Source organism: Burkholderia sp. E168m22 (genome assembly GCF_001319805.1).
Classification (GTDB): Bacteria; Pseudomonadota; Gammaproteobacteria; order Burkholderiales; family Burkholderiaceae; genus Burkholderia; species Burkholderia orbicola.
The window spans coordinates 119444-143534 of sequence record NZ_BBSK01000101.1; the positions used below are offsets into that span (position 1 = coordinate 119444).

21 protein-coding genes, 1 pseudogene and 1 riboswitch are annotated in these 24091 nt (G+C 68.1%); of the genes and pseudogenes, 10 read left to right on the forward strand and 12 right to left on the reverse strand.

Annotated features, from left to right (window positions below; all coding sequences use genetic code 11):
- Positions 1-130 precede the first annotated feature (130 nt).
- From AP428_RS23115 to AP428_RS23130, 4 genes are all read left to right on the forward strand, one after another.
- Positions 131-1993: an ExeM/NucH family extracellular endonuclease gene (locus AP428_RS23115; protein ID WP_011548206.1), complete on the forward strand. Its 1863-nt coding sequence runs from the start codon at positions 131-133 to the stop codon at positions 1991-1993.
- 297 nt (positions 1994-2290) lie between these two features.
- A complete protein-coding gene (locus AP428_RS23120; protein ID WP_011548207.1) occupies positions 2291-2677 on the forward strand; it encodes a YqjD family protein in 387 nt (128 codons plus the stop codon).
- A 59-nt stretch (positions 2678-2736) separates the two neighbouring features.
- Complete coding sequence (locus AP428_RS23125) at positions 2737-3321, forward strand: YSC84-related protein (protein WP_011548208.1); 585 nt, start codon at positions 2737-2739, stop codon at positions 3319-3321.
- Between the two features lie 235 nt (positions 3322-3556).
- The gene (locus tag AP428_RS23130; protein ID WP_012338503.1) at positions 3557-4609 is read left to right on the forward strand and encodes an AI-2E family transporter; all 1053 of its coding nucleotides are present in this window, start codon (positions 3557-3559) and stop codon (positions 4607-4609) included.
- A gap of 43 nt (positions 4610-4652) precedes the next feature.
- On the opposite strand, the gene AP428_RS23135 is transcribed toward AP428_RS23130, so the two are convergent.
- The 6 genes from AP428_RS23135 to AP428_RS23160 form a co-directional block, all read right to left on the reverse strand.
- The gene (locus tag AP428_RS23135) at positions 4653-5165 is read right to left on the reverse strand and encodes a hypothetical protein (RefSeq protein WP_011548210.1); all 513 of its coding nucleotides are present in this window, start codon (positions 5163-5165) and stop codon (positions 4653-4655) included.
- A gap of 195 nt (positions 5166-5360) precedes the next feature.
- Complete coding sequence (locus AP428_RS23140) at positions 5361-6377, reverse strand: NADP-dependent oxidoreductase (RefSeq protein ID WP_011548211.1); 1017 nt, start codon at positions 6375-6377, stop codon at positions 5361-5363.
- 37 nt (positions 6378-6414) lie between these two features.
- Positions 6415-7203 carry an SDR family oxidoreductase gene (locus tag AP428_RS23145; RefSeq protein ID WP_011548212.1) on the reverse strand — a complete coding sequence of 263 codons (789 nt, stop codon included), beginning with the start codon at positions 7201-7203 and terminating at the stop codon, positions 6415-6417.
- Positions 7204-7675: 472 nt separating this feature from the next.
- Positions 7676-8266, reverse strand: coding sequence for a phosphatase PAP2 family protein (locus AP428_RS23150; RefSeq protein WP_011548213.1), 591 nt, complete (start codon positions 8264-8266; stop codon positions 7676-7678).
- Between the two features lie 80 nt (positions 8267-8346).
- A complete protein-coding gene (locus tag AP428_RS23155; protein WP_011548214.1) occupies positions 8347-9663 on the reverse strand; it encodes an Nramp family divalent metal transporter in 1317 nt (438 codons plus the stop codon).
- Positions 9612-10676: a helix-turn-helix domain-containing protein gene (locus AP428_RS23160; protein WP_034196433.1), complete on the reverse strand. Its 1065-nt coding sequence runs from the start codon at positions 10674-10676 to the stop codon at positions 9612-9614. Before AP428_RS23160 ends, AP428_RS23155 begins: the two co-directional genes overlap by 52 nt.
- Before the next feature lie 495 nt (positions 10677-11171).
- Here AP428_RS23160 and AP428_RS23165 point away from each other — a divergent pair, with 495 nt between their 5' ends.
- On the forward strand, positions 11172-12095 hold the full coding sequence (locus AP428_RS23165) for a LysR family transcriptional regulator (protein ID WP_011548216.1): 924 nt from the start codon (positions 11172-11174) through the stop codon (positions 12093-12095).
- A 97-nt stretch (positions 12096-12192) separates the two neighbouring features.
- Positions 12193-12594, forward strand: coding sequence for an OsmC family protein (locus AP428_RS23170; RefSeq protein WP_011548217.1), 402 nt, complete (start codon positions 12193-12195; stop codon positions 12592-12594).
- A gap of 104 nt (positions 12595-12698) precedes the next feature.
- Here the strand turns inward: AP428_RS23170 and AP428_RS23175 are convergent, their stop codons facing one another.
- Complete coding sequence (locus AP428_RS23175; RefSeq protein ID WP_011548218.1) at positions 12699-13580, reverse strand: Dyp-type peroxidase; 882 nt, start codon at positions 13578-13580, stop codon at positions 12699-12701.
- A 492-nt stretch (positions 13581-14072) separates the two neighbouring features.
- Between AP428_RS23175 and AP428_RS23180 the strand changes: the two genes are divergently transcribed.
- From AP428_RS23180 to AP428_RS23190, 3 genes are all read left to right on the forward strand, one after another.
- On the forward strand, positions 14073-15935 hold the full coding sequence (locus tag AP428_RS23180; protein ID WP_011548219.1) for an ABC transporter ATP-binding protein: 1863 nt from the start codon (positions 14073-14075) through the stop codon (positions 15933-15935).
- Between the two features lie 77 nt (positions 15936-16012).
- Positions 16013-16570 carry a GNAT family N-acetyltransferase gene (locus AP428_RS23185; RefSeq protein ID WP_226292293.1) on the forward strand — a complete coding sequence of 186 codons (558 nt, stop codon included), beginning with the start codon at positions 16013-16015 and terminating at the stop codon, positions 16568-16570.
- Positions 16571-16728: 158 nt separating this feature from the next.
- A complete protein-coding gene (locus AP428_RS23190) occupies positions 16729-17442 on the forward strand; it encodes a riboflavin synthase (RefSeq protein WP_011548221.1) in 714 nt (237 codons plus the stop codon).
- A gap of 18 nt (positions 17443-17460) precedes the next feature.
- Here AP428_RS23190 and AP428_RS23195 read toward each other — a convergent pair whose 3' ends face one another.
- The 5 genes from AP428_RS23195 to AP428_RS23215 form a co-directional block, all read right to left on the reverse strand.
- Positions 17461-18039 (reverse strand): hypothetical protein, encoded by a 579-nt coding sequence (locus tag AP428_RS23195; protein ID WP_012338504.1) that lies wholly within the window; start codon positions 18037-18039, stop codon positions 17461-17463.
- An 86-nt stretch (positions 18040-18125) separates the two neighbouring features.
- Positions 18126-19367: a voltage-gated chloride channel family protein gene (locus AP428_RS23200; protein WP_011548223.1), complete on the reverse strand. Its 1242-nt coding sequence runs from the start codon at positions 19365-19367 to the stop codon at positions 18126-18128.
- A gap of 79 nt (positions 19368-19446) precedes the next feature.
- A riboswitch (Fluoride riboswitch) is annotated at positions 19447-19551 on the reverse strand.
- A gap of 79 nt (positions 19552-19630) precedes the next feature.
- Positions 19631-20650, reverse strand: coding sequence for a chemotaxis response regulator protein-glutamate methylesterase (locus AP428_RS23205; RefSeq protein WP_006479514.1), 1020 nt, complete (start codon positions 20648-20650; stop codon positions 19631-19633).
- Positions 20647-22956 (reverse strand): hybrid sensor histidine kinase/response regulator, encoded by a 2310-nt coding sequence (locus AP428_RS23210; protein ID WP_011548224.1) that lies wholly within the window; start codon positions 22954-22956, stop codon positions 20647-20649. The genes AP428_RS23205 and AP428_RS23210 overlap by 4 nt, the downstream gene beginning before the upstream one ends.
- Positions 22953-23654 carry a chemotaxis protein CheW gene (locus AP428_RS23215; protein WP_011548225.1) on the reverse strand — a complete coding sequence of 234 codons (702 nt, stop codon included), beginning with the start codon at positions 23652-23654 and terminating at the stop codon, positions 22953-22955. The genes AP428_RS23210 and AP428_RS23215 overlap by 4 nt, the downstream gene beginning before the upstream one ends.
- Positions 23655-23698: 44 nt before the next feature.
- Between AP428_RS23215 and AP428_RS35705 the strand changes: the two are divergent.
- Positions 23699-24061, forward strand: a pseudogene (locus AP428_RS35705) (RNA-guided endonuclease InsQ/TnpB family protein); the annotation flags it as partial.
- Positions 24062-24091 lie beyond the last annotated feature (30 nt).

Sequence of the window (24091 nt, forward strand, 5' to 3'; positions counted from 1 at the left end):
CAGCCGCCGAGCGGCTTGCCGCATCGTTGGCCAACCGGCACTGGCCGGACGGCCATTTCGGCCGCAGCCTGACATTTTGCCTTCAAGATGCGGTCCCGAACTGTCGGATTTTCATCCTGTGGACCGTCTCATGTCACGCCCGCTTCCCCTCTCTGCCGTTGCGCTGTTCGTGGTGTTGTCCGCCGTGCTGTCCGTGGCGCTCCTCGCCCCGCCGGCCGCCGCCGCTGCACTGCCGGTCAGCAGCGGCTGCGGCGGTGCGGCCACGGCGATTGCCGAGCTCCGGCGCGGCGGCGGGCCGTCGCCGCTCGCCGGGCAAACGACGTCGATCGAAGCGGTCGTCACCGCGGCGTTCGGCGGCGCCGACGGCCTGGGCGGCTTCTTCGTCCAGCAGGCCGACGCGCAGCGGCAGCGCCGGCCGGGCGTCCCGGAAGGGTTGTTCGTCTACGCACCGAACACGCGCGCGACGCCCGGCGACCTCGTGCATCTGACCGGCAAGGTCGACGAGAAATACGGCCGGACGCAATTCACGCTGACGAGCCGCATGGCCGTTTGCGCACGCGGGCAGACGGTCACACCGGCGACGCTCACGCTGCCCGTCGCGTCGCTTGCCGTCCTGGCCGCGCACGAAGCCATGCGCGTACGCCTGCCGCAAACGCTGACGGTCAGCGATACCTACGCACTCGGTCGCTACGGCAGCATCGTGCTGAGCAACGGCCGGCTGCGCGTGCCGACCCAGGTCGCGCCGCCGGCCGACGCTGCCGCGCAGGCCGCGGCCAACGCACTGAACCGCATCGTGCTCGACGACGGCTCGAGCCGCCGCGACCCGGCGACCGTCCGCTATCCGCCGCCCGCGCTAAGCGCCGCCAACACGCTGCGCGCGGGCACCACCGTACGCGGCGTCGAAGGCGTGCTCGAATGGCGCTACGGCGCATGGCGGCTGCAACCGGTGGCCGGCGCGGCGCCCGTGTTCGATGCCGCGGCGAACCCGCGTCCCGCGCCACCGGCCCGACATCCTGATGCCGACGTGCGCATCGTGTCGTTCAATGTCTTCAATTATTTCAACGGCGACGGCCATGGCGGCGGATTCGACGCGCCGGGCAACCGCGGCGCGAAAACGCCCGCCGCGTTCGCGCGGCAGGAAGCGAAGATCGTCGCGTCGTTGCGCGCGCTGCGCGCCGACGTGATCGGGCTGATGGAAATCGCGAACAACGGCCACGGCGACACGAGCGCCATCCGTCGGCTCGCCGCGCAACTCGGCGACGGCTGGCGCGCGGTCGATCCCGGCACGGCGCGGCTGGGCCGCGACGCGATCGCGGTCGCGCTGCTGTACGACAGCCGCACGGTCGAGCCGGTCGGGCGCGCCGTCACCGTCGCACTCGGCGGCCGCCACCGCCCGCCGCTCGCGCAGACGTTCCGGCGCATCGACGGCACACGCACGTTCACCGTCGCGGTCAATCACCTGAAGTCGAAGAACTGCCCGCATGCGAGCGGCGCCAATCTCGACCAGTCCGACGGCCAGGGCTGCTGGAACGCGGCGCGCACGCGGGCGGCCGCACGCGTCGCCGACTGGCTCGCCACCTCGCCGACGGGCATCGCGGCCGACGGCGTGCTGCTGATCGGCGATCTGAACAGTTATGCGAAGGAAGACCCGCTTCGCACGCTCGAAGCGCGCGGCTACGCGAACCTGGTTGTGCGCTTCGTCGGCGATGCTGCGTACAGCTACGTATTTCGCGGCGAAGCCGGCAATCTCGACCATGCGCTTGCCACGCCGGCGCTCGCCGCGCGCGTGAAGGCCGTGCGGTTCTGGCACATCAACGCGGACGAACCGGTGGTCTTGCAACCCGTGCCCGATTACAAAACGTCCGCGCAACGATCGGCTTATTACGCACCCGACGCCTACCGCTCGTCGGACCACGATCCCGTCGTCATCGACGTCGCGCTGGACGACGCCGCCACGCAACCGGCACCGGGCACAAATCGTGCGCATCGATGACGCGTCGAGTAGTGCATTTGCATCAGCGTCCAACCTGCAATGGCACTATTTACCTGACGCCCCTGGCGACGCCATATTTACCGGACCTTCACTGCGACCCGCTGCTCGACACGCTGTATCGCCGCGAAACGCGAAATTTTTTCAACCGCTGCGCCGCCCCGTGCGGCGGGGCTTCCCGGCGATCCTGCCGACGAATTGAAAATTTGTCTCGAAACTCAATCGGATCAAGTGAATCACATCAGTTGCTGGGATTCGTCTTATCTTCAAATTGCCTGGAATCAAAGGAGGATAAACACCATGGCGCTTACCGACTCGATCGAACACAAGCTGGACCGCGGCCTGTCCGATATTCGTCGCACCGGCCGGCGCGTGGGCCGCACGACGCGCGCGGCTGCCCGCGACCTGCATGCCGACGTGACCGACGATCTGCGCGGGCTGGTCGACGAACTGGAAGATCTGCTGAAAAACGATGGCGATGGCGATATCGCCGCGCTGCGCAAGCGCGTGCAATCCCGGCTCGATGAAGCGCGCGGCGCGCTCGACTATGCGTCGGGCAGCGCGGCCGCCCGGCTGCGCGATTCGGCCGAGCGCGTATCGCAGGTCGTGCACGAGAACCCGTGGCAAACCGCCGGCGTCGTCGCGGGCCTTGCGTTCGTTGCGGGCCTGCTCCTTTCCCGCCGTTGAACGGGGCGGCGTGCACCGCCGCCCGCCCGTCATCCATCAGACAACGAAGGAGAACCGCCATGCAGAAGTCCCTCGCCATGAAAGCCGCCGCCGCCGTGATGCTCGGCAGCCTCGCCCTCGCCGGCTGCACGACCACGCCCGGCAAACCCGATAGCGCCGCGGCCAGCGCGTCGAAGCGCCAGTCGATCGACGCCAGCGTGAACGCAACGCTGTCGCGCCTATATTCGACGGTACCGGGTTCGCGCGACCTCGTCTCGAAAGCACGCGGCGTCCTCGTGTTCCCGAATGTGCTGCAGGCCGGCTTCATCGTCGGCGCCCAGTCCGGCAACGGCGCGCTGCGCGTCGGCGGCAGCACCGTCGGCTACTACAACACGTCGTCGCTGTCGGTCGGCCTGCAGGCCGGCGCGCAGTCGAAGGCGGTCGTGTTCCTGTTCATGACGCAGGATGCGCTCGACTCGTTCCGCAAGTCGGACGGCTGGTCGGCCGGCGCCGACGCGTCGGTCGCGGTCGTGAAGGTCGGCGCGAACGGCGCGGTCGACTCCAACACGGCTACCGCACCGGTGGAAGTGCTGGTCCTGACCAACGCGGGCCTGATGGGCGACCTGTCGGTGAACGGCACGAAGGTCACCAAGCTCAACATCTGACGATGCGGCACGCGGCCTCGCGCCGCGTTCGCTTCCCGGCAGCGCCGCGGCCCCGGCCGCGGCGTTTTCGCATGCGTCTCTCGCAGCGGCTATGATGGCGGCACCTTTGCGGGCATACTCCGCATGGGCCGCCCGGCGGCGCGTTGCGCCGCGAACCCGTGACGTTCGCGAACCGATCGCGCGCGGGACAACGAGATTCAATCCAACCACGCATCAATCTGCGCGAATGCCACTCATGGATAGCGGACAAGACCACCAAAAATTCTTCTACTTCCTGCTGTTCGCGGTCACCGTCGGACTGTGCTGGATCCTCGCGCCGTTTTCCGGCGCCGTCTTCTGGGGCACCATTCTCGCGATCCTGTTCCAGCCCGTGCAACGCTGGCTCGCCGCGCGCTTCGGCAAGCGGCGCAACCTGGCCGCGCTCGTCACGATGTCGCTCATCATCCTGATCGTGATCCTGCCGCTCGTGTTCGTCACGGCCACGCTCGTGCAGGAAATCGCCTACGTGTACCAGGAGCTCAAGGACGCGCAGCCGAATTATTCGCAGTACTTCCACGACATCATTCACGCGCTGCCGACGTCGATCCAGAACCTGCTGCAGAAATACGGGTTGACCAACATCCCGGGCATCCAGAAGAAGCTGACCGACGGCGCCGCGCAGATCAGCCAGTTCGCGGCCACCCAGGCGCTCAGCATCGGCCAGAACACGTTCCAGTTCGTCGTGAGCTTCGGCGTGATGCTGTACATGGTGTTCTTCCTGCTGCGCGACGGCGGCGAGATCGGCCGCCGCGTGCGCCGTGCGCTGCCGCTCGACGAAGAGCACAAGAACCTGCTGCTCGCGAAATTCACGACGGTCGTGCGCGCGACGGTGAAGGGCAACATCGCGGTCGCGCTCGTGCAAGGCGCGCTCGGCGGGTTGATCTTCTGGATCCTCGGGATCGAGGGCGTGGTGCTGTGGGGTGCGCTGATGGCGTTCCTGTCGCTGCTGCCGGCGATCGGCGCGAGCCTCGTCTGGGTGCCGGCCGCGCTCTACTTCCTGATGATCGGTGCGGTCTGGAAGTGCGTGATCCTCGTCGCGTTCTGCGTCGGCGTGATCGGCCTCGTCGATAACCTACTGCGCCCGATCCTCGTCGGCAAGGACACGAAGATGCCCGACTGGGTCGTATTGATCTCGACGCTCGGCGGGATGGCGCTGTTCGGCATCAACGGCTTCGTGATCGGGCCGCTCGTCGCCGCGCTGTTCATGGCCAGTTGGGACATCTACGCACGCTCCGAACAGGGCGAATGACGCCCTCCGGCCGCCGGCGAACCGCACGCGTGCGGAGAGCGGGTCAAGGATGACGGATATGAATCACGACGGGCGCCACGGCGCCCGTTGCTTCATCCGCCGCGACCGTCATCACGCCGCCATACGGGCCGACGCGATGAACCCGGCCCGGCGCCAGCGGCATACTTCGCTCGGTGTGCGCATCGCGCCACGTGGCACGCACCGCCGTGCCGTCATCCGGCGCGAACGCCGCACCGTCGGGCTTCACCAGCGCGACCTGCGCACCCGGCAAACGCCGGCCATGCGCATCGAACCGGACCGTGGCCGTTGCCCCGCCATCGGCCGCCTGTCCCGCGTCAACGAGCGCGCCCACCGGAGCATCGAGCGTCACGTCGTACAGATCGACGAGCGAGCCGGTGAACCGCACGACGCCATCCGATGCGGGCTGTCCGGCCGCCATCGCGCTCGACATGGCAATCGACATCGCGAGCACGATACCGAGCCCGAACACCCTCTTCCGCACGGCCCCGGCGCTCATTGCCGTTACCGATGCCGATCGCTTCGCGTTGTTCCGCATGTTCCCTCCCCTCTGCCGCGTCACCAGAAAAACAGGCGGCGTGACGCGTCGTCACGCCGCCTGTGTGCTGGCAATCACTGTAGGGAGAGCGGCTCGGACAATATATGGGACAAGTCCTAAACTGCAGCCGGGTTGATCGAACTCAGCGCGGTCGATCCGCGCCCGCGGCCCGATCCGACAGGCGTGACACGCCCGTCACGCGTCCGGATCGACACGCAACACGAGCTTGCCGCGATGGTCGCCGTCGAACAGGCGATTCAACACGTCCGGCGCGTTTTCGAGACCGTCGGCCACGGTCTCCTCGGCCTTGAGCCGGCCGTCGCGCAGCCAGCCCGCGAGCGTCTGCACGGCTTCGCGGCTCTTGCGGTAGTCGAGGATCAGGAAGCCGCGCATCGTCAGCCGCTTCGAGATCAGCACGCCGACGTCGTCGGCCGCGCGGCCGCTGTTGTAGTTCGAGATCACGCCGCACAGCGCGACACGCCCGCCGATCACCATCCGCGACAGCACCGCGCGCATCACCTCGCCGCCGACGTTCTCGAAGTTCACGTGCACGCCGTCCGGCGTCGCCGCCTTCAGTTGCTGGCGGAAATCGTCGGCCTTGTAGTCGACGGCCGCGTCGAAGCCGAGCGTCTCGGTCAGGTAGCGGCACTTGTCCGCACCGCCCGCGATGCCGACCACCCGCGCGCCGTGGATCTTGCCGATCTGCCCGGCGATCGAGCCGACCGAGCCGGCCGCCGCCGACACGACGAGCGTTTCGCCCGGCTGCACCGGCGCGATGTCGGTCAGCCCGTAGTACGCGGTCAGCCCGCTCATCCCGCACGCGCCGAGCAGCGTGGGCAGCGGCAGGCCCGACTGCGCGGGCAGCTTCACGAGTTGCGCGACCTGCTCGGCCGGCACGACCGCGTAGTCCTGCCAGCCGACCAGCCCCTGCACGAGATCGCCTTCCGCGAAACCCGCATGGCGCGACGCGACCACGCGGCCGATCCCGAGCGCGCGCATCACCTCGCCGATCGCGACGGGCGGCAAGTACTGCGGCACGTCGCTCATCCATACGCGGTTGGTCGGGTCCATCGACAGATACAGCACGCGCACGAGTACCTCGCCGTCGGCGAGCGCCGGTACCGGCGTCTCGACGAGCGAAAAATGGTCGCGGCCGACCCGCCCTTCCGGGCGCGTCTTCAGCAGCAGCTGGCGGTTCACGGGTGTCGACATGATGTTCTCCTCCAATCGTTGTGGTTCGGGATACGCGTCAGACCGCGCACATGCCGCCGTCGATCACGAGTTCGGCGGCCGTCACGAAGCGGCTCTCGTCGGACGCGAGATACACGGCCGCATGCGCGACGTCGTCCGGCTCGCCGAGCCGGCGCAGCGGAATGCCGCGCGCGAGCTTGCGGGTCGCGTCGCGTTCGCCGAGCGACTGGAACAGCGGCTCGACGATCCCCGTGCGAATGAACGCCGGGTGAATCGAATTGCAGCGCACGTCGATCTCGCGGCGCGCACAGTCGATCGCGACCGACTTCGTCAGCGACGCGACCGCCGCCTTCGATGCGTTGTACGCGGTGAAATCCGGCTCGACCTTGAACGCGGCGACCGACGAGATGTTGATGATCGACGCGGGATAGCTCTCGGCCAGATACGACAGCGCATGCTTGCAGCCGAGCACGATGCTTTCGACGTTGATCGCCATCACGCGCCGCCATTCGTCCAGCTCGATTTGCGCGGGCGAACCGATCGAGCCGACGCCCGCGTTGTTGACGAGCACCGACAGGCCGCCCATCGCATCGGTCGCCTGCGCGAGCAGCGCCTGCCAGCGGGCTTCGTCGCGCACGTCCTGGGTCGCGGCGAACGCGACCGGCGTCGCGTGACCTGCGTTGAGTTCCTGCGCGAACGCGTCGAGCACCGCCGCTTCCGCGATGTCGGTCACGAACACGCGCGCGCCCTGCTCGACCATGCGGCGCGCGATCGCGCGGCCGAGGCCGCCCGCGGCGCCCGTGATGTATGCGCACTTGCCCGCGAGGCGCGGAGAAAGGATTGTCATGTGACCTGCTCCTGTCGTGAATCGTCGTCGCGGAACGCTGCCGCGACGGGGTTTCCCGTGCATCTTCCAGCCGACGTGCGCCGGCATGGCGACGCATCGCACGGGTTTTCCGCGAGTATATCGAGATGAATGCGACGCGCGCGGAACCGGCCGCACAGCCTTGCCCGCGGTTGAACGACAGCCAGCGTACGCGAATGCCGCCAATCGATGAAATGAATATTCGTTATGCCCGGTCATAGACCTCATTCATGACTTGCGCGTACCGGCGACGGTGCGCAAAGAGGCCGGCGCGACCAGTCGGATGAACGGGCAGACGAATCGATTATCGGGATAACGGAAGTGTGGCGTCCCGCACGGAAGAGAACGCCCTGGGGGAAGATGAACCGACTTGCCATCGTGCGCCGGCCGGAAAACACCGGACCGAATGCCGGCGGCAGGAAGGCGGTGCCGGAGCACCCGCCATCGGCACCAGTCAGAAGCCTTCGCCCGACGGCGCCCGCACGAACGCGCAGAGCTGCGGCGAATGCGTGTCGATCATCTGCTGGAACGGCGCGCGGTGCCCGTACGCGATGCCCGACACGAGCAGCAGGCAGACCGCGGCGACGCGCGGCGAGAACGCGCGCTGCCGCACGCCGTCGTAGCCGCGCAGGAACACCAGCGCGACCAGCGCGCCGAGCAGCCAGCCGATGACGACTTCCGGCACGGTGTGCGAGTGATCGAATACGCGGGCAACGGCCGTGATCGCGCCGATGGCCAGCCCGGCCGCGACGCCGGGCGCCTTGCCGGGCCGGAACGCCTGCCACAGCATCGACAGCGCGACCGTCCATACGGACGTCGACAGCATCGTATGGCCGCTGATCACACGGAAATCGAACCGCGCAAGCTCGATGCCGCAGCCGGCATACAGGATCTTCGTGGCGCCGACGACGCCCATCCCGGCGGCCAGCAGCACGCCCCAGCGGGCGGCGAGGCGCCAGTCGGTCAGCGCGAGCCACGCCGCGCAGGTCACCGCGATCGGCAGGGTCAGCGCGGCATCGCCGATGTTGCTGATTTCACTCCACATGATGGACTTCGGAGACGATCGAAAGACCGCAGTTTACCGCAGGCACGCAGCATGCCTGTGTCAGCCTGTGACAGGCTGTATCAGCCCGCGACACCGGTAATCAACAGCAGGTTCGTGCCGGTGATCACGGCGAACAGCGCCCACGCGGCCACCTGCATCCCGCGCCCGATCGCGTGCTCGCCCATCGTGCGCCGATCGCTGACCGAGCGGATCAGCGGCCACATCGCGAACGGCAACTGCAGGCTCAGCAGCACCTGGCTCCACACGAGCAGTTGCCCGACCGAGCCGTCGCCGAGCCACAGCACGCCGATCAGCGCCGGCACGAGCGCGAGCCCGCGCGTGATCAGCCGGCGCTGGTAGCACGGGATCTTCGTATGCAGGAAGCCGTCCATGATGACCTGGCCGGCGATCGTGCCGGTCAGCGTCGAGCTTTGCCCCGACGCGAGCAGCGCGATGCCGAACAACAGCGCGGCCGCGCCGCCCGCGATCGGTGTGATCAGCCGGTACGCCTGCTCGATGTCGGTCACGTTGTGCTGGCCCGTCGCATGGAATGCCGCGCCCGCGACGACGAGGATCGCCGCATTGACGAGCATCGCGACGAACAGCGACACGCAGGTATCGATGCGCACGAGCGCCAGCGTGTCGCGGATCACCCCGCGCGCGCCGCCGACGACGTGCCGCGTCTGCACGACCGACGAATGCAGGTACAGGTTGTGCGGCATGATCGTCGCGCCGACGATGCCGAGCGCGAGCACGATCGCATCCTTGCGGTCGTGGCCCGGGTCGCCCGGCACGAGGCCGCCCACCACCGCATGCCAGTCGGGCGGCGTGATCGCCACCTGCGCGACGAAGCAGAACGCCATCGTCGCGATCAGCCCGAGCACGATCGCCTCGATCTGCCGGAAGCCCTTGCCCTGCAGGCCGAGCACGATCACCGTGTCGAGCGCGGTGAGCACGACGCCCCACGCGAGCGGCACGCCGAGCAGCAGCTTGAACGCGAGCGCGCAACCGAGCACCTCCGCGATGTCGCACGCGATGATCGACACTTCGGCGGTGATCCACTGCACGACGCGGCCGAACCGGCCGTAGCGCTCGTAGCTCGCCTGGGCGAGATCCTTGCCCGCGACGAGGCCGAGCCGCGCCGCGAGCATCTGCAGGAAGATCGCCGCAAGGCTCGAGAACGCGACGACCCACAGCAGCGAATAGCCGAACTGCGAGCCGGCCTGGATATCCGTCGCCCAGTTGCCGGGGTCCATGTAGCCGATCGCGACCAGCAGGCCGGGGCCGAAGAAACGCCTGAGCTTCTGCCAGCGCGGCGCGGCGGCGTCGATCGTGATGCTGCCCTTTACTTCCGACGGGCAGAAAGGGGCGGTGGCGGTAGTGGGGAGGAAGGGCATGGAAACCGGGAATCGAGATCGCGATCCGTCGATTTTACGGGTATCCGTCCCGTTTTCCCGCGCGCGGCCACGCAGGCGTCGCAATCCGCCCCGTCGCCGTCGCAACACGCGGCGGCAAGCCGTTCGTCAGGATCGGGCGACGCCGCGCCGTGCGCGAGGATCTTTTCCCGCTCGGCGACGCGAAATTCGGTCGGCGACATCAACAGCCGCTGACGAAACAGCTTCGCGAGCCGCTCGCCGCTGCCGAAGCCGGTGCGCCGCGCGACCTTGTCGGCCGGCAGCGTCGTATGGATCAGCATGTGGCACGCCCGCTCGAGCCGCACGTGCTGGACGAACTCGGTCGGCGTCACGCCGATTTCCTTCTTGAAGCGCCGCAGGAAATTGCGCTCGCTCATCGCGGCCGCCTGCGCGGCGTTCGCGATCGAGATGCGGTTCACGCTCTGCGCACGCAACCGCTGCGCGGACATCCGGATCGACGGGCTCGCGCTCAGTTCGCGAAACGCCCACATCGACTGCGCGTAGCGCTGCTCGACCGGCCGCATCATGTTGCTGGCGATCTCCTGCGCGGCGCCGTCGCCGAGGTCGACGCGAAACATGTCGAGCGCGGCGGCGAACACGTCGGTCTCGCCGGCCTGCAATTCGATCGTCGTGGTGGCGCGGCGCCCGGCCCGGCCGGGCCGCACGTCGATTGACGACGACGGCCGCCGCGTGGCGGCGAGCGCGGGCAACTCCATCGCATCGACGATCCAGCGCGCATGCTGGCGAATGTCGGACAGGCGCCGCTGCAATGCGTCGTCCCAATTGACGGCCGCGCGCTCGCCATGAAGATGAAAGAACGCGCGCGCACGGCGGCTATGTTCGTCGCCGAACGGCTCGGCCGCGATGCGCACGCCGGACGACGACTGCAACAGTCCCCCGCTTTCGGATACGTACTTGAGCTGGTAATCCGCGCTGTACGCATGCAGGCGATTCGCCAGGTTGAAGGCTTCGCCGAGGCGCGCGGCCTGGGCCAACGAAAACCCCGTACTCAAATAGATAACGACCCACCGCTGATCTGCTGCATTCACTGGCCAAGCCCCCGACTCGTTCGACTTCTTCTAATACCGTCGAACTGTCAGGCTTATATTTGGTTTGAATGCGTGCGACAGGACGGCTATCCCGAAATATGAAGCGACGGCATCTTAGCCGAACGGGTAGCGCCTTTGGCGCGAAATGGCCGACCGGGACAGCATGATGGCGGATTACTACAGGCTGGCGTGCGCCGCTGGTATGCCGGCACGGAAATGCATAGGCGATGCGGCCGATTATTGCGGCCGTCATGCGTAATGACATGCGTGTTCGATTGCGTTGCGCATCGGTCAAACGGATGCTCGCGTATTGGCGCGAACGGCATCGACACGCATCGACACGCATCGAACGCGCACGATCGCCACGCATGCCAACCGGCGCATCGGTTGCCCACGCATCCTTTAGAATCGATCCGTCCTTCACCTCGCCGCCCGCGCTCCGTGCCCGCCGATCACCGTCTCGACCTGAACCTGTTTCGCGTGCTCGACGCCGTCTACGTGCACGGCGGCATCGGCGCGGCCGCCCGTGCGCTGCATCTCACGCAGCCGGCCGTCACGCATGCGCTCAACCGGCTGCGCGCGCATTTCGACGATCCGCTGTTCGTACGTCAGGGCAACCGTGTGGTGCCTACCGAGCGCACGCGGTCGATCATCGCGGACGTGCAGTTGCATCTGAAAGGCTTGCAAGGTACCGCACGCGATCCGTCCGCCTTCGATCCCGCGACGCTCGACCTGAGTATCGCGGTCGGCATTCGCGACGTGCTCGAATCCATCGCATTGCCGCGCATCGTCGCCGCGTTCGCCGACGAAGCGCCGGGCCTCCGGCTCGTCAGCCGCCGCATCGCGGTACCGGACATCGAACGCGAACTCGCGTCGGGCAACCTCGATCTCGTCGTCGACCGTCGCGTGCAGACGGGCCCGCGCATCGCCACCGAACACCTGCTCGACGATTCGCTCGTCGTCGCGCTGCGCCGCGATCATCCGCTCGCGCACGACCCGCTGCGACGCGGCGACTATTTCGCGGCGCAGCATATCGCCGTGTCGTCGCTCGGCGAGCCGCAATCGCTCGACGTCCTGCTCGGCAACGACGGACGCTTCCGCGACATCCGGCTCACCTGCCAGCACTATTTCGCCGCCTGCCAGATCGCCGCGGCCGGCAACCTGCTCGTCACGCTGCCGCACACCTATGCGCTGCGCATGGCCGCGCTGCTGCCGATCGTCGTGCGGCCACTGCCGCTGCGGCTCAAGCCGTTCCCGCTGCTCGCGTACTGGCACGAGTCGCGCGACACCGATCGCGCACATCAGTGGGTGCGCGAACGCATCGCCACGCTCGTGCGCAGCAGCGCCGGCATCGCCGACGCGTAGCACGCAGCGCACGCCCGCGCGGCCGGGACGGTATGCTGACGGCTGCACGCCGCCACCCGGCGCCCGCTTTCCCTGATCCGCTTACCGGAGACTCGCCATGTCGCTCATCCACGCCGCCGCCGTCCTCGATGCCGATGCGCCCGACTACGTCGTCCAGTTACAGGCCGGCACGCACACACTGACCGGCGACGAAGCGCCGCGCGAAGGCGGCCAGGATCGCGGGCCGGCGCCGTACGAGTTCGTGCTCGCCGGGCTCGCGCAATGCACGGCCGCGACGCTGCGTATGTACATGCAGCGCAAGACGTGGCCGGCCGCGCGCATCGCGGTGCGCACCGAACTGCATGCCGATCGCGAAGGCGTGCAGTACGTGCGCCGCGTCGTGACGCTCGACGGCCCGCTCGACGACGCGCAACGCCAGCGTCTCACGGAAATCTGCGAGAAAACCCCGGTGACGCAGTTCATCAAGCGCGGCACGCGGATCGAAACGACGTTGAACTGACGCACGCGGCAGGCCATACGCACTGCCACTTGAAAGCTTGAAAAACGAAACGGGCGGGCCGCGCATCCGGCGCGACCCGCCCGTTCATCGATCCCGCCCGACGCTTACAGTCCCAGCGCGGCGAGGTCCAGCTTGCCGTCCTTCATCGGCGGGCACCAGAAATACGCGCCCGTCAGCGGCCGCGTGAAGCGGAACAGGCCGTCGACGATGCCGTCTTCCGCGCCGCTCATCCGGCGCATCTGCACGTCGAACGCGCGGAACGAGCAGCCGAACGCGACGAAGTACAGGCCCGCGCGGCGCGTGTCCGACCACGGCGACGAACGGCGCAGCATGAACGCCTCGGGCTCGAAGCTTTCCTGCGCGGTGCGCTTCACGTGCGCGAATTCGGGTGCGTCGTCGAGTTCCTCGTTGTCCGAACGGCGGCGCCCGATGATGTGATCCATCTCGCCCGACGGAATGCGCTCCATCTGGTCGAAGTCGTGTACCCACTGCTGCACCGCGACGAAGCTCGAGCCGTCGAGCCCCGCGCCCTGCCCCGTCACGATCGCCGCGGCCACCGCGTCGTCGCCTTCCGGGTTCTCGGTGCCGTCCTCGTAGCCGGACAGGTCGCGATCGTTCGAATAGCGGAAGCCGTCGACGGCCTCCTGCAGCGTGAACGCCGGCGCGAGCGCGCGTTCGATCTCCCGCGCGCGCAGTACGATCTCGCCGCGGTCGTCCGAGCGCAGCCAGACCCACACGTCGGCCGGCGTCCTCGGCAGCGTGCGGTCGTTCACCGCGAACGCCGGGTACTCGGTCAGGCCCGGCACCGAATGCCCGAGCCAGGCGGCCAGCGCGTGTCCGAACCCGACGACCGTGTCGCGTCCGTCGACGATCTCGCGCAGCGCGGCCAGCGCCGCGGCGATATTGCCGTCATTCGACATCGTGAAAGTGAGGTATCGGGCTGCCGTATCGATCGGAGCCAGGATGCCTTGCTGAACGTCGCTCATCGTTTCCTCGGGAATGGTTCGGAGTGAATCTGTGCGGGCCGCATCGTCGCGCGCCGCGGACGCGCAAGTGTAATCGATGCGCCCACCGGCCCCCGGCCCCCAGCCGCCACGTCGAACGTACGCGAAAAGGGGCCAAAACCCTGAATACTAACCGTATCGACGCTGCAACGCCGCATTCGTCAGACGTTGCGGCGCGCGTGACACTCCTGATAAAATCGCAGCACGTCTTTTCGGCGTCCTTTCATTCAACCGTTCACTTCAGGGAGGTGCAGATGTTCCGAATGCCAGCCACCTTCCCGAACGTGGTCTCGCGGCGCAGCTGATCCAGCCCGCCGTCCGCGCCGGCTCCCGAGTTTTCCTCTAACCCGTCAGCCGCGCTTTTCCCGACAGCCCGTTTCGCTCCGCCCGCGTGTTTCGCGCGGCCCGGCTGTTGCGTTTTCGACGTTCTCCGAACCGGAAAGTCCCGTCGCGCGATGCGCCGGGCAACGATACATGACCAGAAAAACCTCCCATCTGGGCGGCCAGGCATTCCAGGCCGTCTTCGGCTTCACCATCCGTTACTGGCGCAAGCAGCCGGCGCGCATCGCCACGGTCGCGAGCCTCGCGCTGCTCGCCGCGCTCGCCGACGTCCTCACGCCGCTGTTCGCCGGCCGCCTCGTCGACGCGCTGTCGACCGGCCTGACCGACCGCGCCGCCGCGTGGCACTCGGCCCTCGTCGCGTTCGGCACGCTCGCCGCGCTCGGCATCGGCGCGACGGTGCTGCGCCAGGGCGTCTACCTGAACATCATCACGCTCACGCTGAAGATGATGAGCGAGATCGCCGCCGCGTCGTTCCACCGCGTGCAGCGCTTCTCGACCGACTGGCACGCGAACAGCTTCGCGGGCTCGACCGTGCGCAAGATCACGCGCGGGATCTGGGCGCTCGACCTGCTCAACGACACCGTGCTGATCGCGCTGCTGCCGTCGGTCGCGATGCTGGTCGGCGCGACCGTGCTGCTCGGCACCCACTGGCCCGTGATGGGGCTCGTCGTCGGCGCGGGTTCGCTGCTGTACATCGCGGTGACGGTCGCGGTGTCGCTCGGCATCGTCGCGCCGGCCGCGCGGCTCGGCAACCTGTGGGATACGCGCATGGGCGGCGCGCTCGCCGACGCCGTGAGCTGCAACGCGGTCGTCAAGGCGTTCGGCGCGGAAACGCGCGAGGAAGCGCGGCTCGCACGCGTGATCGACAAGTGGCGGCAGCGCACGCGCCGCACGTGGGTGCGCGGCACGTTCAACGGCGGGCTGCAGGGGGCGATGCTGGTCGCGATGCAGGCCGCGATGATCGGCGTCGCGCTGCGGCTGTGGATGAACGACGAAGCGAGCGTCGGCGACATCGCGTTCGCGCTGACGATGTTCTTCATGCTGCAGGGTTACCTGCGCGACGTCGGCATGCACATCCGCAACCTGCAGCGCTCGGTGAACGACATGGAGGAACTCGTCGCGCTCGAACGCCAGCCGCTCGGCATCGACGATCGTCCCGGGGCGCCGGCGATCCGGATCGGGCAAGGCGAGATCCGCTTCGAGCACGTGACGTTCCGCTACGGCAACCATCCGGTGCCGCTGTACGACGATTTCTCGATGCGGATCGCGCCCGGCGAACGCGTGGGCCTCGTCGGTCATTCGGGGTCGGGCAAGACGACGTTCATCAAGCTGATCCAGCGCCTGTACGACGTGTCGGGCGGCCGCATCACGATCGACGGGCAGGACATCGCGCAGGTACGGCAGGATTCGCTGCGCAGCCAGATCGCGATCGTCCAGCAGGAGCCCGTGCTGTTCCACCGCACGCTCGCGGAGAACATCGCGTATGCACGGCCCGGCGCGAGCCGCGCCGACATCGAGCGCGCCGCGCGTCTGGCCAGCGCGCACGACTTCATCGCCGCGCTGCCGGACGGGTATGACACGCTCGTCGGCGAACGCGGGATCAAGCTGTCGGGCGGCGAGCGCCAGCGTGTCGCGATCGCGCGCGCGTTCCTCGCCGATGCGCCGATCCTGATCCTCGACGAAGCGACGTCGAGCCTCGACAGCGAAAGCGAGCTGCTGATCCAGCAGGCGATGGAGCGGCTGATGGTCGGCCGCACGACGCTCGTCGTCGCGCACCGGCTGTCGACCGTGCGTGCGCTCGACCGGCTGCTGGTGCTCGATCGCGGCAAGGTGATCGAGGAAGGCAACCACGACGCGCTGATCCGTATCGACGGCGGTATCTACCGCCGGCTGTTCGAGCGGCAGGCGCTGGAGCTGGCGAAGGGGCTCGCCGATTCGCCGCGGCGCGTGGCGGATCGCGATGCCGGCGCGCTGGGAGAGCCGGCGAAGGTTTGATGCAGGCAGGTCGTCACATGACCCGGCGACATGGCTTCAATCGCCGGGTCATGCCGGCGATCCGATTGGCGTGGTCGATGCACGACGAGGAAATGATGCTGCAACCGGACGAAACCCGTATCGAATCGAATCGCCTTTGGCTCACACCATTCTCGGCGAAAGACGCGGATGCGACGCTTGCATGCATTACGCCGTCGCTGACTCGCTATATGGGCTGGGACCCTCCGGCCAACAGGGAAAGTTTCGATCGCATCTGGCAGACGTGGCTGCACGCACAAACCGACGGCACGGACTACGTGTTCGTGATTCGACAACGCGACGGTGGATCCTTCCTCGGCCTGGTGGGGGTTCATCACGTCAAGCAGGCCATCCCGGAATTGGGCGTCTGGATCCGCGAAGATCGGCATCGCGAAGGGATCGGACGAGAGGCGGTCAGGCTCGTCGTGGAATGGGCGTGCTCGACGCTCAACGTTCAGCGCTTCAACTATCCCGTCGCCGAAGAGAACCATCCGAGCCGACGTATCGCCGAGTCCCTCGGCGGCACTGTAACGGGCCATAGCGAGACCTCGAAATTCGTGTCGGTCATTTATCAGATACCGGCCCCGGTGACATGCGAAAGCCCGGGGCAGGCGTAAGCGGCCGACTCGTGACGATCGATCTTGTGCGCAGTGGTCCTGCCCACGGCCGGGGCTTTCACGAAAGCGGCCTACCGCCGCCAGCCTGCCATCGTCACGCGCCTCTCCCGCGGATCACTTATCATGTCGGCCAGGCAATTCGCGACGAAAGGCAGATCATGTTTACAGGCATTGTTCAGGGTGTTGGCACCATCGACGCCATCAAGGATCACGGCGAGCTGAGAACGTTCAGCATCGCATTCCCCGAGCGGTTCACCGACGATATCGAGATCGGCGCGAGCGTGTCGGTCGACGGCGTGTGCCTGACCGTGACGACCATCCATTCACCGGTGCTGATCGACTTCGACGTGATGCTGCCGAGCCTGCGGATCACGACGCTGGCCGACCTCGCGACCGGCGCGCGGGTCAACGTCGAGCGGGCCGCGAAGGACGGCGCGGAGATCGGCGGGCATCCGCTGTCCGGTCACGTCGATTTCACGGGGACCATCGCGCACATCGCGTCGTCCGAGCACAACCGGATGATCCGCATCGGCGTGCCGGCCGAGTTCAAGCGCTATGTATTCGCGAAAGGCTACATCGCGATCAACGGTTGCAGCCTGACCGTGTCGGACGTCAATCGCGACGAAGGCTGGTTCGACGTCTGGCTGATTCCCGAAACGCGCCGCGCGACCACGTTCGATGCGAAGGGCGTCGACGACAAGGTCAACATCGAGATCGAGCGCAGCACGCAGGTCGTCGTGGACACGATTCGCGAATCGGTCAAGGAAACGCTCGGCGAATTGAACGGTGTCGTCACCGCGCTGCTGGCGGAAAAAGGCATCGATATCGAAGAACTGCTGGCGCGCAACGTCGCGCGGCTGCCGAAGCAGTAAAGGCTGATTAAGCGCGTGCTAGGTGATCCGCTGGATCACTGAGTAACGGCTACCGTCCGAAAACACCTCGACCCACGGTTCCGATGCCTCGAATGTCCAGAGGACGAGCTCGCGATCGTCGAGTTCGTCGTCCTCGGGCCACGGCATGTTCCATCCGCCCGCGACGGCCACCACGCCGCCCGTGTAGAGCGGGCATTGCGCCATCCATTCGCGCTCGTAGTCGTGCGCGGCCGCGCCCTTGAAGTTGCCGTTGAATCCCCAGTCGCGCTGCCAGCCGTGTGCGTCGAGGTACGCGCCGATCGCGGCGGAGCCGAAGCGGAACACCGCGTCGACGGACGGAAGCGACATCGCATCGGATCGGCACAGCGGGCGGTCGGAACGGACGGGTTGCGTGGCAGTCTCCACGCGGCCCGACGTGCCGCTTTCGTCGAGACACACGTTCAGCCAGACGCCGTCGCGCTCGACGGAGATACACAACGCGCCGGCATCAACCCCATGCCAGTAGCCGGTGACGGGTTCGCCGTCGTCCGCGAAGCGGTACTGACGGCTCGGCCTCGCAAGCCGTTTTGCTTCGGTCAGGAAATCGTCCAGTGTCATGGGATGTCCGTCAGTCGTTTTGCATCCTGGGTATCGCATGGAACCGCCGCGGTCGAGCGACATCATCCGCGGCCGCACGCCCTACCTCACTCCGCCTCTCCCTGCGCCCCCTTCCCCACCGCCACGCGCTGCGCGCGATAAATCCCCGCGTGCCCGGAAAACAGATACGCGACGACGCACGCGACGATCGCATACACGCCGATATCCGCGCCGAACAGTTCGATCGCCATGATCGTCGACGCGATCGGCGTGTTCGCCGCGCCCGCGAACACCGCGACGAAGCCGAGCCCCGCGAGCACGGGCACCGGCAGCGCGAGCACCTGGCCCAGTGCATTGCCGAGCGTCGCGCCGATGTAGAACAGCGGCGTCACTTCGCCGCCCTTGAACCCCGACGCGAGCGTGACGACGGTGAACGCGAACTTGCCCGCGAAATCGTAAAGCGGCAGCGGGCCGTGAAACGCGGCCTCGATCGTCGGGATGCCGAGGCCGAGGTACTGCGGCACGTTCAGCACGGTCGCGGCCACCGCGACCAGCAGGCCGCCGAGCACCGGCTGCAGCGGCGCATGGCGGATCACGCGGCGAAACCACGCGGTCAGCGCATGCGTCGCGAACGCGAACAACCGCCCGACCACGCCGAACGCGATGCCGGCAACGACCGTCACGGCGAGCCCCGTCGCCGATACGGCCGGCACGAACGGAATCGCATAGGCCGTGTGATGAACGCCCCACGCGCGGCACACGACGTCCGCGACGATCGCCGATGCAACGCAGGTCAGCAGCGCGTCGTACCGCAGGCGTCCGATCGCGAGCACCTCGAGCCCGAACACGGCACCCGCGAGCGGCGTGCCGAACACCGACGCGAAGCCGGCCGCGATGCCGCCCATCAACAGCACGCGGCGATGCTCGCGATCGAGCCGGAGCACGTGCGTGATGCGATCGGCGAGCGCGCCGCCCATCTGCACGGCCGTGCCCTCGCGGCCGGCCGAGCCGCCGAACAGGTGCGTGACGACGGTCGCGACGAGCACGAGCGGCGCCATCCGCTTCGGCACGAGTGCCTTCGGGTCGTGAATCTCGTCGATCAGCAGGTTGTTGCCGCGCGCGACCGACTGGCCGAACCGATGGTAGACCCAGCCGGTGGCGAAACCGGCGGCCGGCAGCCCCCACAGCAGCCACGGATGCGCGACCCGCGTGCCGGTCGCCCAGTCCAGCGCGATCAGGAACAGCGCGGAAGCCGTGCCGGCGAGCGCGCCGAGCAAGGCTGAAAGCGCGAGCCAGCGGCACACGTAGCGCACGGTCGCGAAAAGATCGGCAGAAGTGGTGAAAAACATGATTTCCAGATTCGACGGGATATCAAAACCTGGGCGGCAGAATACCGCGTGGACGGCCTGCGACCTCCTGACGACCCAGGAACACGCAGGCATCATCAGCCGGGCAAACCGGCGGTTGAGGGCCGCACCGCGCGCGCCATGCGCCGGAACGACCGCAGGGAGGCATGCCATCTCCGCAGGCCGCAATTGTACGCGACGCCTCGCCACGCACGCAATGCAGCCGCCGGCACACCCCGAAACGACGGCGTCTGCCCGATGCACGGTCAGTCGCGCGATGTCAGTGCGATCCGCGCGATCAACTGGGGCGCGATCTGGTCGAGCGGCAGGATCGCCGACGCCGCGCCGATCGCCGCCGCGGCCTTCGGCATCCCGTACACGGCGCTGGTCGCCTGGTCCTGCGCGATCGTGTAGCAGCCCTTCGCCCGCATCGCCTTCAGGCCGAGCGCGCCGTCGCGTCCCATGCCGGTCAGCAGCACGCCGAGCGCATCGCCCTGCCAGCCGTCCGCGACGCTGTTGAAGAACACGTCGATCGACGGCCGGTACGGCGTTTCGGCCGGATGCCGCGTATAGCCGAGCACGCCGCGCGGCGACAGCATCAGATGGTCGTTGGTCGCCGCGAGCAGCACCGCACCGGCCTCGGGCACGCTGCCCTGCCGCGCGACGCGCACCGGCAGCCGCGTATAGCCGTCGAGCCATTCGGCCATGCCGTACGCGAATGCCTGGTCGACGTGCTGGACGATCACGATCGCCGCCGGAAAATCGGCCGGCAGCGCGCGCAGCAGCGCGGTGAGCGCGGTCGGGCCGCCCGCCGACGCACCGATCGCGACGAGCGTCGGCTGTCCGCGCGTGGGGGCCGGCCCCGGTGGCACAAGCGCCGTGGTGCGGCTTTCGAGCAGCCGGCCGATCTGGTCGATCTTCGCGAGCAGCGCCTGCGGCGATGCGTCGGTCGACAGCCCGAGCGCGAGCGTCGGCGTGTCGACCGCGTCGAGCGCGCCGGCGCCCATCGCCTCGTACACCGACGACGTGTTCGCGCTGACGCTCGCCGTCACGATCAGGATCGCGCACGGCGCGCGTGCCATGATCCGGCGCGTCGCGGCGACGCCATCGACCTTCGGCATCACGAGGTCCATCAGCACGACGTCGGGCGGATGCGCGACGCAGAAATCCACCGCCTCGTCGCCATCGGTCGCGACCCACAGCACGCGATGATCCGCGCGCAGCGCGATCACGCGGCGCAGTGCCTCCACGGCCAGCGGCAGATCATTGACGATACCGATGTTCATCCGCGCGCATCTCCGATCAGGTCGTGCACGGCATCGAGCAACGCCTCGTCGTGGAAGCTGCTCTTCGCGAGGTAGTAATCGGCGCCGGCGTCGAGCCCGCGGCGGCGATCCTCGTCACGATCCTTGTACGACACGATCATCACCGGCACGCGCTTGAGCATCGGGTCGCCCTTGATCAGCGTGACGAGTTCGATGCCGTCCATGCGCGGCATGTCGACGTCGGTCACGACGAGATCGAACGCATCGCTGCGCACCGCGTTCCACCCTTCCATCCCGTCGACCGCGACCGTCACGTCGTAGCCGCGCTTTTCCAGCAGCTTGCGTTCGAGCTCGCGCACCGTCAGCGAATCGTCGACGACGAGCACGCGGCGGCGCCGGTCGGCGAGCGCGAGCTGCGGATCGCGCGTGAGCCGCGCGAGCTGGCCGCCGCGCACGAGCTTGTCGACCGAGCGGATCAGGTCCTCGACGTCGACGATCAGCACCGGGTCGCCGTTCTCGAGCAACGCGCCGGCCGCGATGTTCTGGATCTTGTGCAGGCGGCTGTCGAGCGGCTGCACGACGAGCATCCGCTCACCGAGGAAACGGTCGACCGCGACGCCGTACAACTCCGGCTCGCCGCCGACGACCACGACCGCCGTGCTCGCGCGCGCCACGTCCGGTTCGCCCGCATCGAGCAGCTGGTGCGCGGCGACGAGGCCCACGCGCCGGCCGTCGAACGGAAAATGCGGCTGCCCTTCGAGCACGTCGATGTCGTCGTGCGCGAGTTCGAGCGTGCGGCGCACGTGCGCGAGCGGGAATGCATAGGGTTCGCCGCCGACTTCGACGAGCAGGCTGCGGATCACCGACAGCGTGAGCGGCAACTGCAGCACGAAGCGCATGCCGGCCCCCGGCTCGTTGAAGATCCGCACCGCGCCACGCACGCCGCGCACCATCTCCTGCACCGCGTCGAGACCGACGCCGCGGCCCGATACGTCGGTCACCGCATCGCGCATCGAGAAGCCCGGCAGCAACAGGAATTCGAGCAATTCCGGATCGGACAACCGCGCGGCCGTCTCGTCGTCGGTCAGGCGCTGGCGCACGACGGCCGCGCGCAGCGCGTCCATGTCGACCCCCGGCCCGTCGTCGATCACGCTGACGAGCAGCGAGCCGGCGCTGTGGCGCGCCTCGAGCGTGACGCTCGCCTCGGCCGGCTTGCCGCGCGCGTGGCGCGCGTCGGGCGAATCGACGCCGTGGTCGATCGCGTTGCGCAGCAGGTGGCCGAGCGGCGCGTCGAGCAGGTCGAGGATGTCGCGATCGACCTGCGTGCCTTCACCGACGATCGAGAAACGCACCTGCTTGCCGAGCGAGCGCGCGAGATCGCGGACGATGCGCGGATACGCGCGCGTCGCATCGCCGAACGGCCGCATCCGGCATTGCAGCGCCTCGTCGTACAACTGCTCGGCGATATGCGTGCTGCGCCGCTCGAAGCGGTCGAATTCGTCCATGCGCTCGGCGAGCGAGCGTTGCAGGTCGTTGAGCATGTGCCGCACTTCGTTCATCGACGCGAGCATGCCGGCGTCGAGATCGTCGGCGAACTGCTCGACCATCAGGTCGAGCGAACGGGCTGCGTCGCGCTGCGCGCGCTTCACGCGCAGCATCGATTCGGCGAACGGCTTGAGCCAGCGCGATTCGACCAGCGATTCGCCGGACAGGCTCAGCAGCCGGTTCAGCGTATCGGCGCGCACGCGGCGCATCGCGCCGGCGCCCGACACGCGGCCGGCCTGGGCCGGATGGGGCACCGCGCCCGACACGGCGAGCGGCGGCACCGCGGCACTGGCCCCGACCGGCTCGTTCGCGGCGCCGTCGTGATCGCGATACGGCGCGAACGACGGCGGCACGGGCGGTGGCGCGGCGGCCGGCGCCTGTATCGTCTGCGCGCCGTCGGCGCCCGTCAGCGCCGCCGCGAACACGTCGATCTCGGTCTGCGACACGGGTTGCCCCTGCGGATCGCCGACCCGCACCAGCAAATCGACGCCGGCCAGCAGCACGTCGACGTGCGTGGCCGTCAGCGCGATCGTGCCGGCCTGCGCGGCGACGAAGCATTCTTCCATCCGCCCGGCGATCTCGACGCCGAGCGGCACGCCGACGATACGCGCGGCGCCCTTCAGCGAGTGCGCGGCGCGCATGCACGCTTCGAGCGCGACGGCATCGGGCTCGCCCGATTCGAGCGCGAGCAGCCGCTCCGACAGCGCCTGGGTCTGCGTGCGCGTCTCCTCGCGATACAGTTCGAGCAGCGACAGGTGGCTCAGGTCGTCATCGCCGCTCATCGCATGCTCCTTGTCACGGCGTCGAACAGACGATCGTCGTCGAGCAGCCCCACCGACTTGCCACGCCACGACAGCACGCCGCGCGACAGGCCGGCGCTCGCGCGCCCGACCGTCGCCGGTACCGGCACCCAGTCGGAGGCGCCGAAGCGCAGCACGCCCTCGACTTCGTCCACCGGGAATACGACCGGTTCGCCCTGGTGCGCAGCCACCAGCAGCCGCGTGAAACGGCCGTCGTCGCTGCCGCTGCCGGCCTTGCCGGCATCGAGGCCGAGCAGCGCGCCGATCGAGATCGCGATGCGCAGCGTGCCGCGGATGTTCACCACGCCGCGCACGGCCGAATTGCGGCGATGCGGCAGCGAATGGATCGGGCGCGTGCCGGCGATCTCGCGCAGCACGCCGATCGGCAGCGCGAGCCATTCGTCGGCCACCCGGAACGCGAGCGCCGCATGGCGCGCCACGCCGTCGTCGTCGCTCGCGTGTGCCGTGCCGAACGCGCTCATCCGGCGCGTGACGTCGGTCATCTCGGCCACGTCGAGCGGACGCTCGAGCAGCTTGGCCGCGTTCGACGCGTAGACCGGGCAGTTCAGGCAGCGCAGGCAGTCGTTCAACCGCTCGCACGAGCGGTCGCCGCGCGTGCCGATCCGGTTCCAGCAATCGTCGACGTCGAGCGTCGCGTCGTCAGTGGCGGCGCGGTTCATCAGAATTTTCTCCGAGAAACTCCGCCATTGATGGCGGGAAGGACGATCTGGTGCGGCGCTTCGATTACATCGCGGTCGGCAACGTGTCGGCCGCAAAACTCGCCAGAACCAGGATGGCGAAGAGCGTCTACGACGCATCCTGGTCGTCCTTCCGACACAAGCTTCGCTACAAAGCGATCGCGCACGGGGCCACGTTCGAGGAAGTCGACGAAAGCGGTTCGACCCAGTCCTGTTCGTCGTGCGGATCGAAAGACAGCACGACGCGGCCGAAAGGTATCGCGGGACTGAGAATAAGAGAATGGGCCTGCAGTGACTGTGGTGTCGAGCATGATCGTGATATCAACGCTGCGCTGAACATTCTCCGATGCGGACGTGCATCGCCAGGTGTGGGAATCCTCCGCCTTTAGGCGGTGGAGGACGTCAAGCGTTCCTCTGGT

What these genes read in the sequence shown, in the direction of transcription:
- AP428_RS23115 (WP_011548206.1), top strand. Translation starts at nt 131, where the DNA reads ATGTCACGCCCGCTTCCCCTCTCTGCCGTTGCGCTGTTCGTGGTGTTG.
- AP428_RS23120 (WP_011548207.1), top strand. Translation starts at nt 2,291, where the DNA reads ATGGCGCTTACCGACTCGATCGAACACAAGCTGGACCGCGGCCTGTCC.
- AP428_RS23125 (WP_011548208.1), top strand. Translation starts at nt 2,737, where the DNA reads ATGCAGAAGTCCCTCGCCATGAAAGCCGCCGCCGCCGTGATGCTCGGC.
- AP428_RS23130 (WP_012338503.1), top strand. Translation starts at nt 3,557, where the DNA reads ATGGATAGCGGACAAGACCACCAAAAATTCTTCTACTTCCTGCTGTTC.
- AP428_RS23135 (WP_011548210.1), bottom strand. Translation starts at nt 5,165, where the DNA reads ATGCGGAACAACGCGAAGCGATCGGCATCGGTAACGGCAATGAGCGCC.
- AP428_RS23140 (WP_011548211.1), bottom strand. Translation starts at nt 6,377, where the DNA reads ATGTCGACACCCGTGAACCGCCAGCTGCTGCTGAAGACGCGCCCGGAA.
- AP428_RS23145 (WP_011548212.1), bottom strand. Translation starts at nt 7,203, where the DNA reads ATGACAATCCTTTCTCCGCGCCTCGCGGGCAAGTGCGCATACATCACG.
- AP428_RS23150 (WP_011548213.1), bottom strand. Translation starts at nt 8,266, where the DNA reads ATGTGGAGTGAAATCAGCAACATCGGCGATGCCGCGCTGACCCTGCCG.
- AP428_RS23155 (WP_011548214.1), bottom strand. Translation starts at nt 9,663, where the DNA reads ATGCCCTTCCTCCCCACTACCGCCACCGCCCCTTTCTGCCCGTCGGAA.
- AP428_RS23170 (WP_011548217.1), top strand. Translation starts at nt 12,193, where the DNA reads ATGTCGCTCATCCACGCCGCCGCCGTCCTCGATGCCGATGCGCCCGAC.
- AP428_RS23175 (WP_011548218.1), bottom strand. Translation starts at nt 13,580, where the DNA reads ATGAGCGACGTTCAGCAAGGCATCCTGGCTCCGATCGATACGGCAGCC.
- AP428_RS23180 (WP_011548219.1), top strand. Translation starts at nt 14,073, where the DNA reads ATGACCAGAAAAACCTCCCATCTGGGCGGCCAGGCATTCCAGGCCGTC.
- AP428_RS23185 (WP_226292293.1), top strand. Translation starts at nt 16,013, where the DNA reads ATGCACGACGAGGAAATGATGCTGCAACCGGACGAAACCCGTATCGAA.
- AP428_RS23190 (WP_011548221.1), top strand. Translation starts at nt 16,729, where the DNA reads ATGTTTACAGGCATTGTTCAGGGTGTTGGCACCATCGACGCCATCAAG.
- AP428_RS23195 (WP_012338504.1), bottom strand. Translation starts at nt 18,039, where the DNA reads ATGACACTGGACGATTTCCTGACCGAAGCAAAACGGCTTGCGAGGCCG.
- AP428_RS23200 (WP_011548223.1), bottom strand. Translation starts at nt 19,367, where the DNA reads ATGTTTTTCACCACTTCTGCCGATCTTTTCGCGACCGTGCGCTACGTG.
- AP428_RS23205 (WP_006479514.1), bottom strand. Translation starts at nt 20,650, where the DNA reads ATGAACATCGGTATCGTCAATGATCTGCCGCTGGCCGTGGAGGCACTG.
- AP428_RS23210 (WP_011548224.1), bottom strand. Translation starts at nt 22,956, where the DNA reads ATGAGCGGCGATGACGACCTGAGCCACCTGTCGCTGCTCGAACTGTAT.
- AP428_RS23215 (WP_011548225.1), bottom strand. Translation starts at nt 23,654, where the DNA reads ATGAACCGCGCCGCCACTGACGACGCGACGCTCGACGTCGACGATTGC.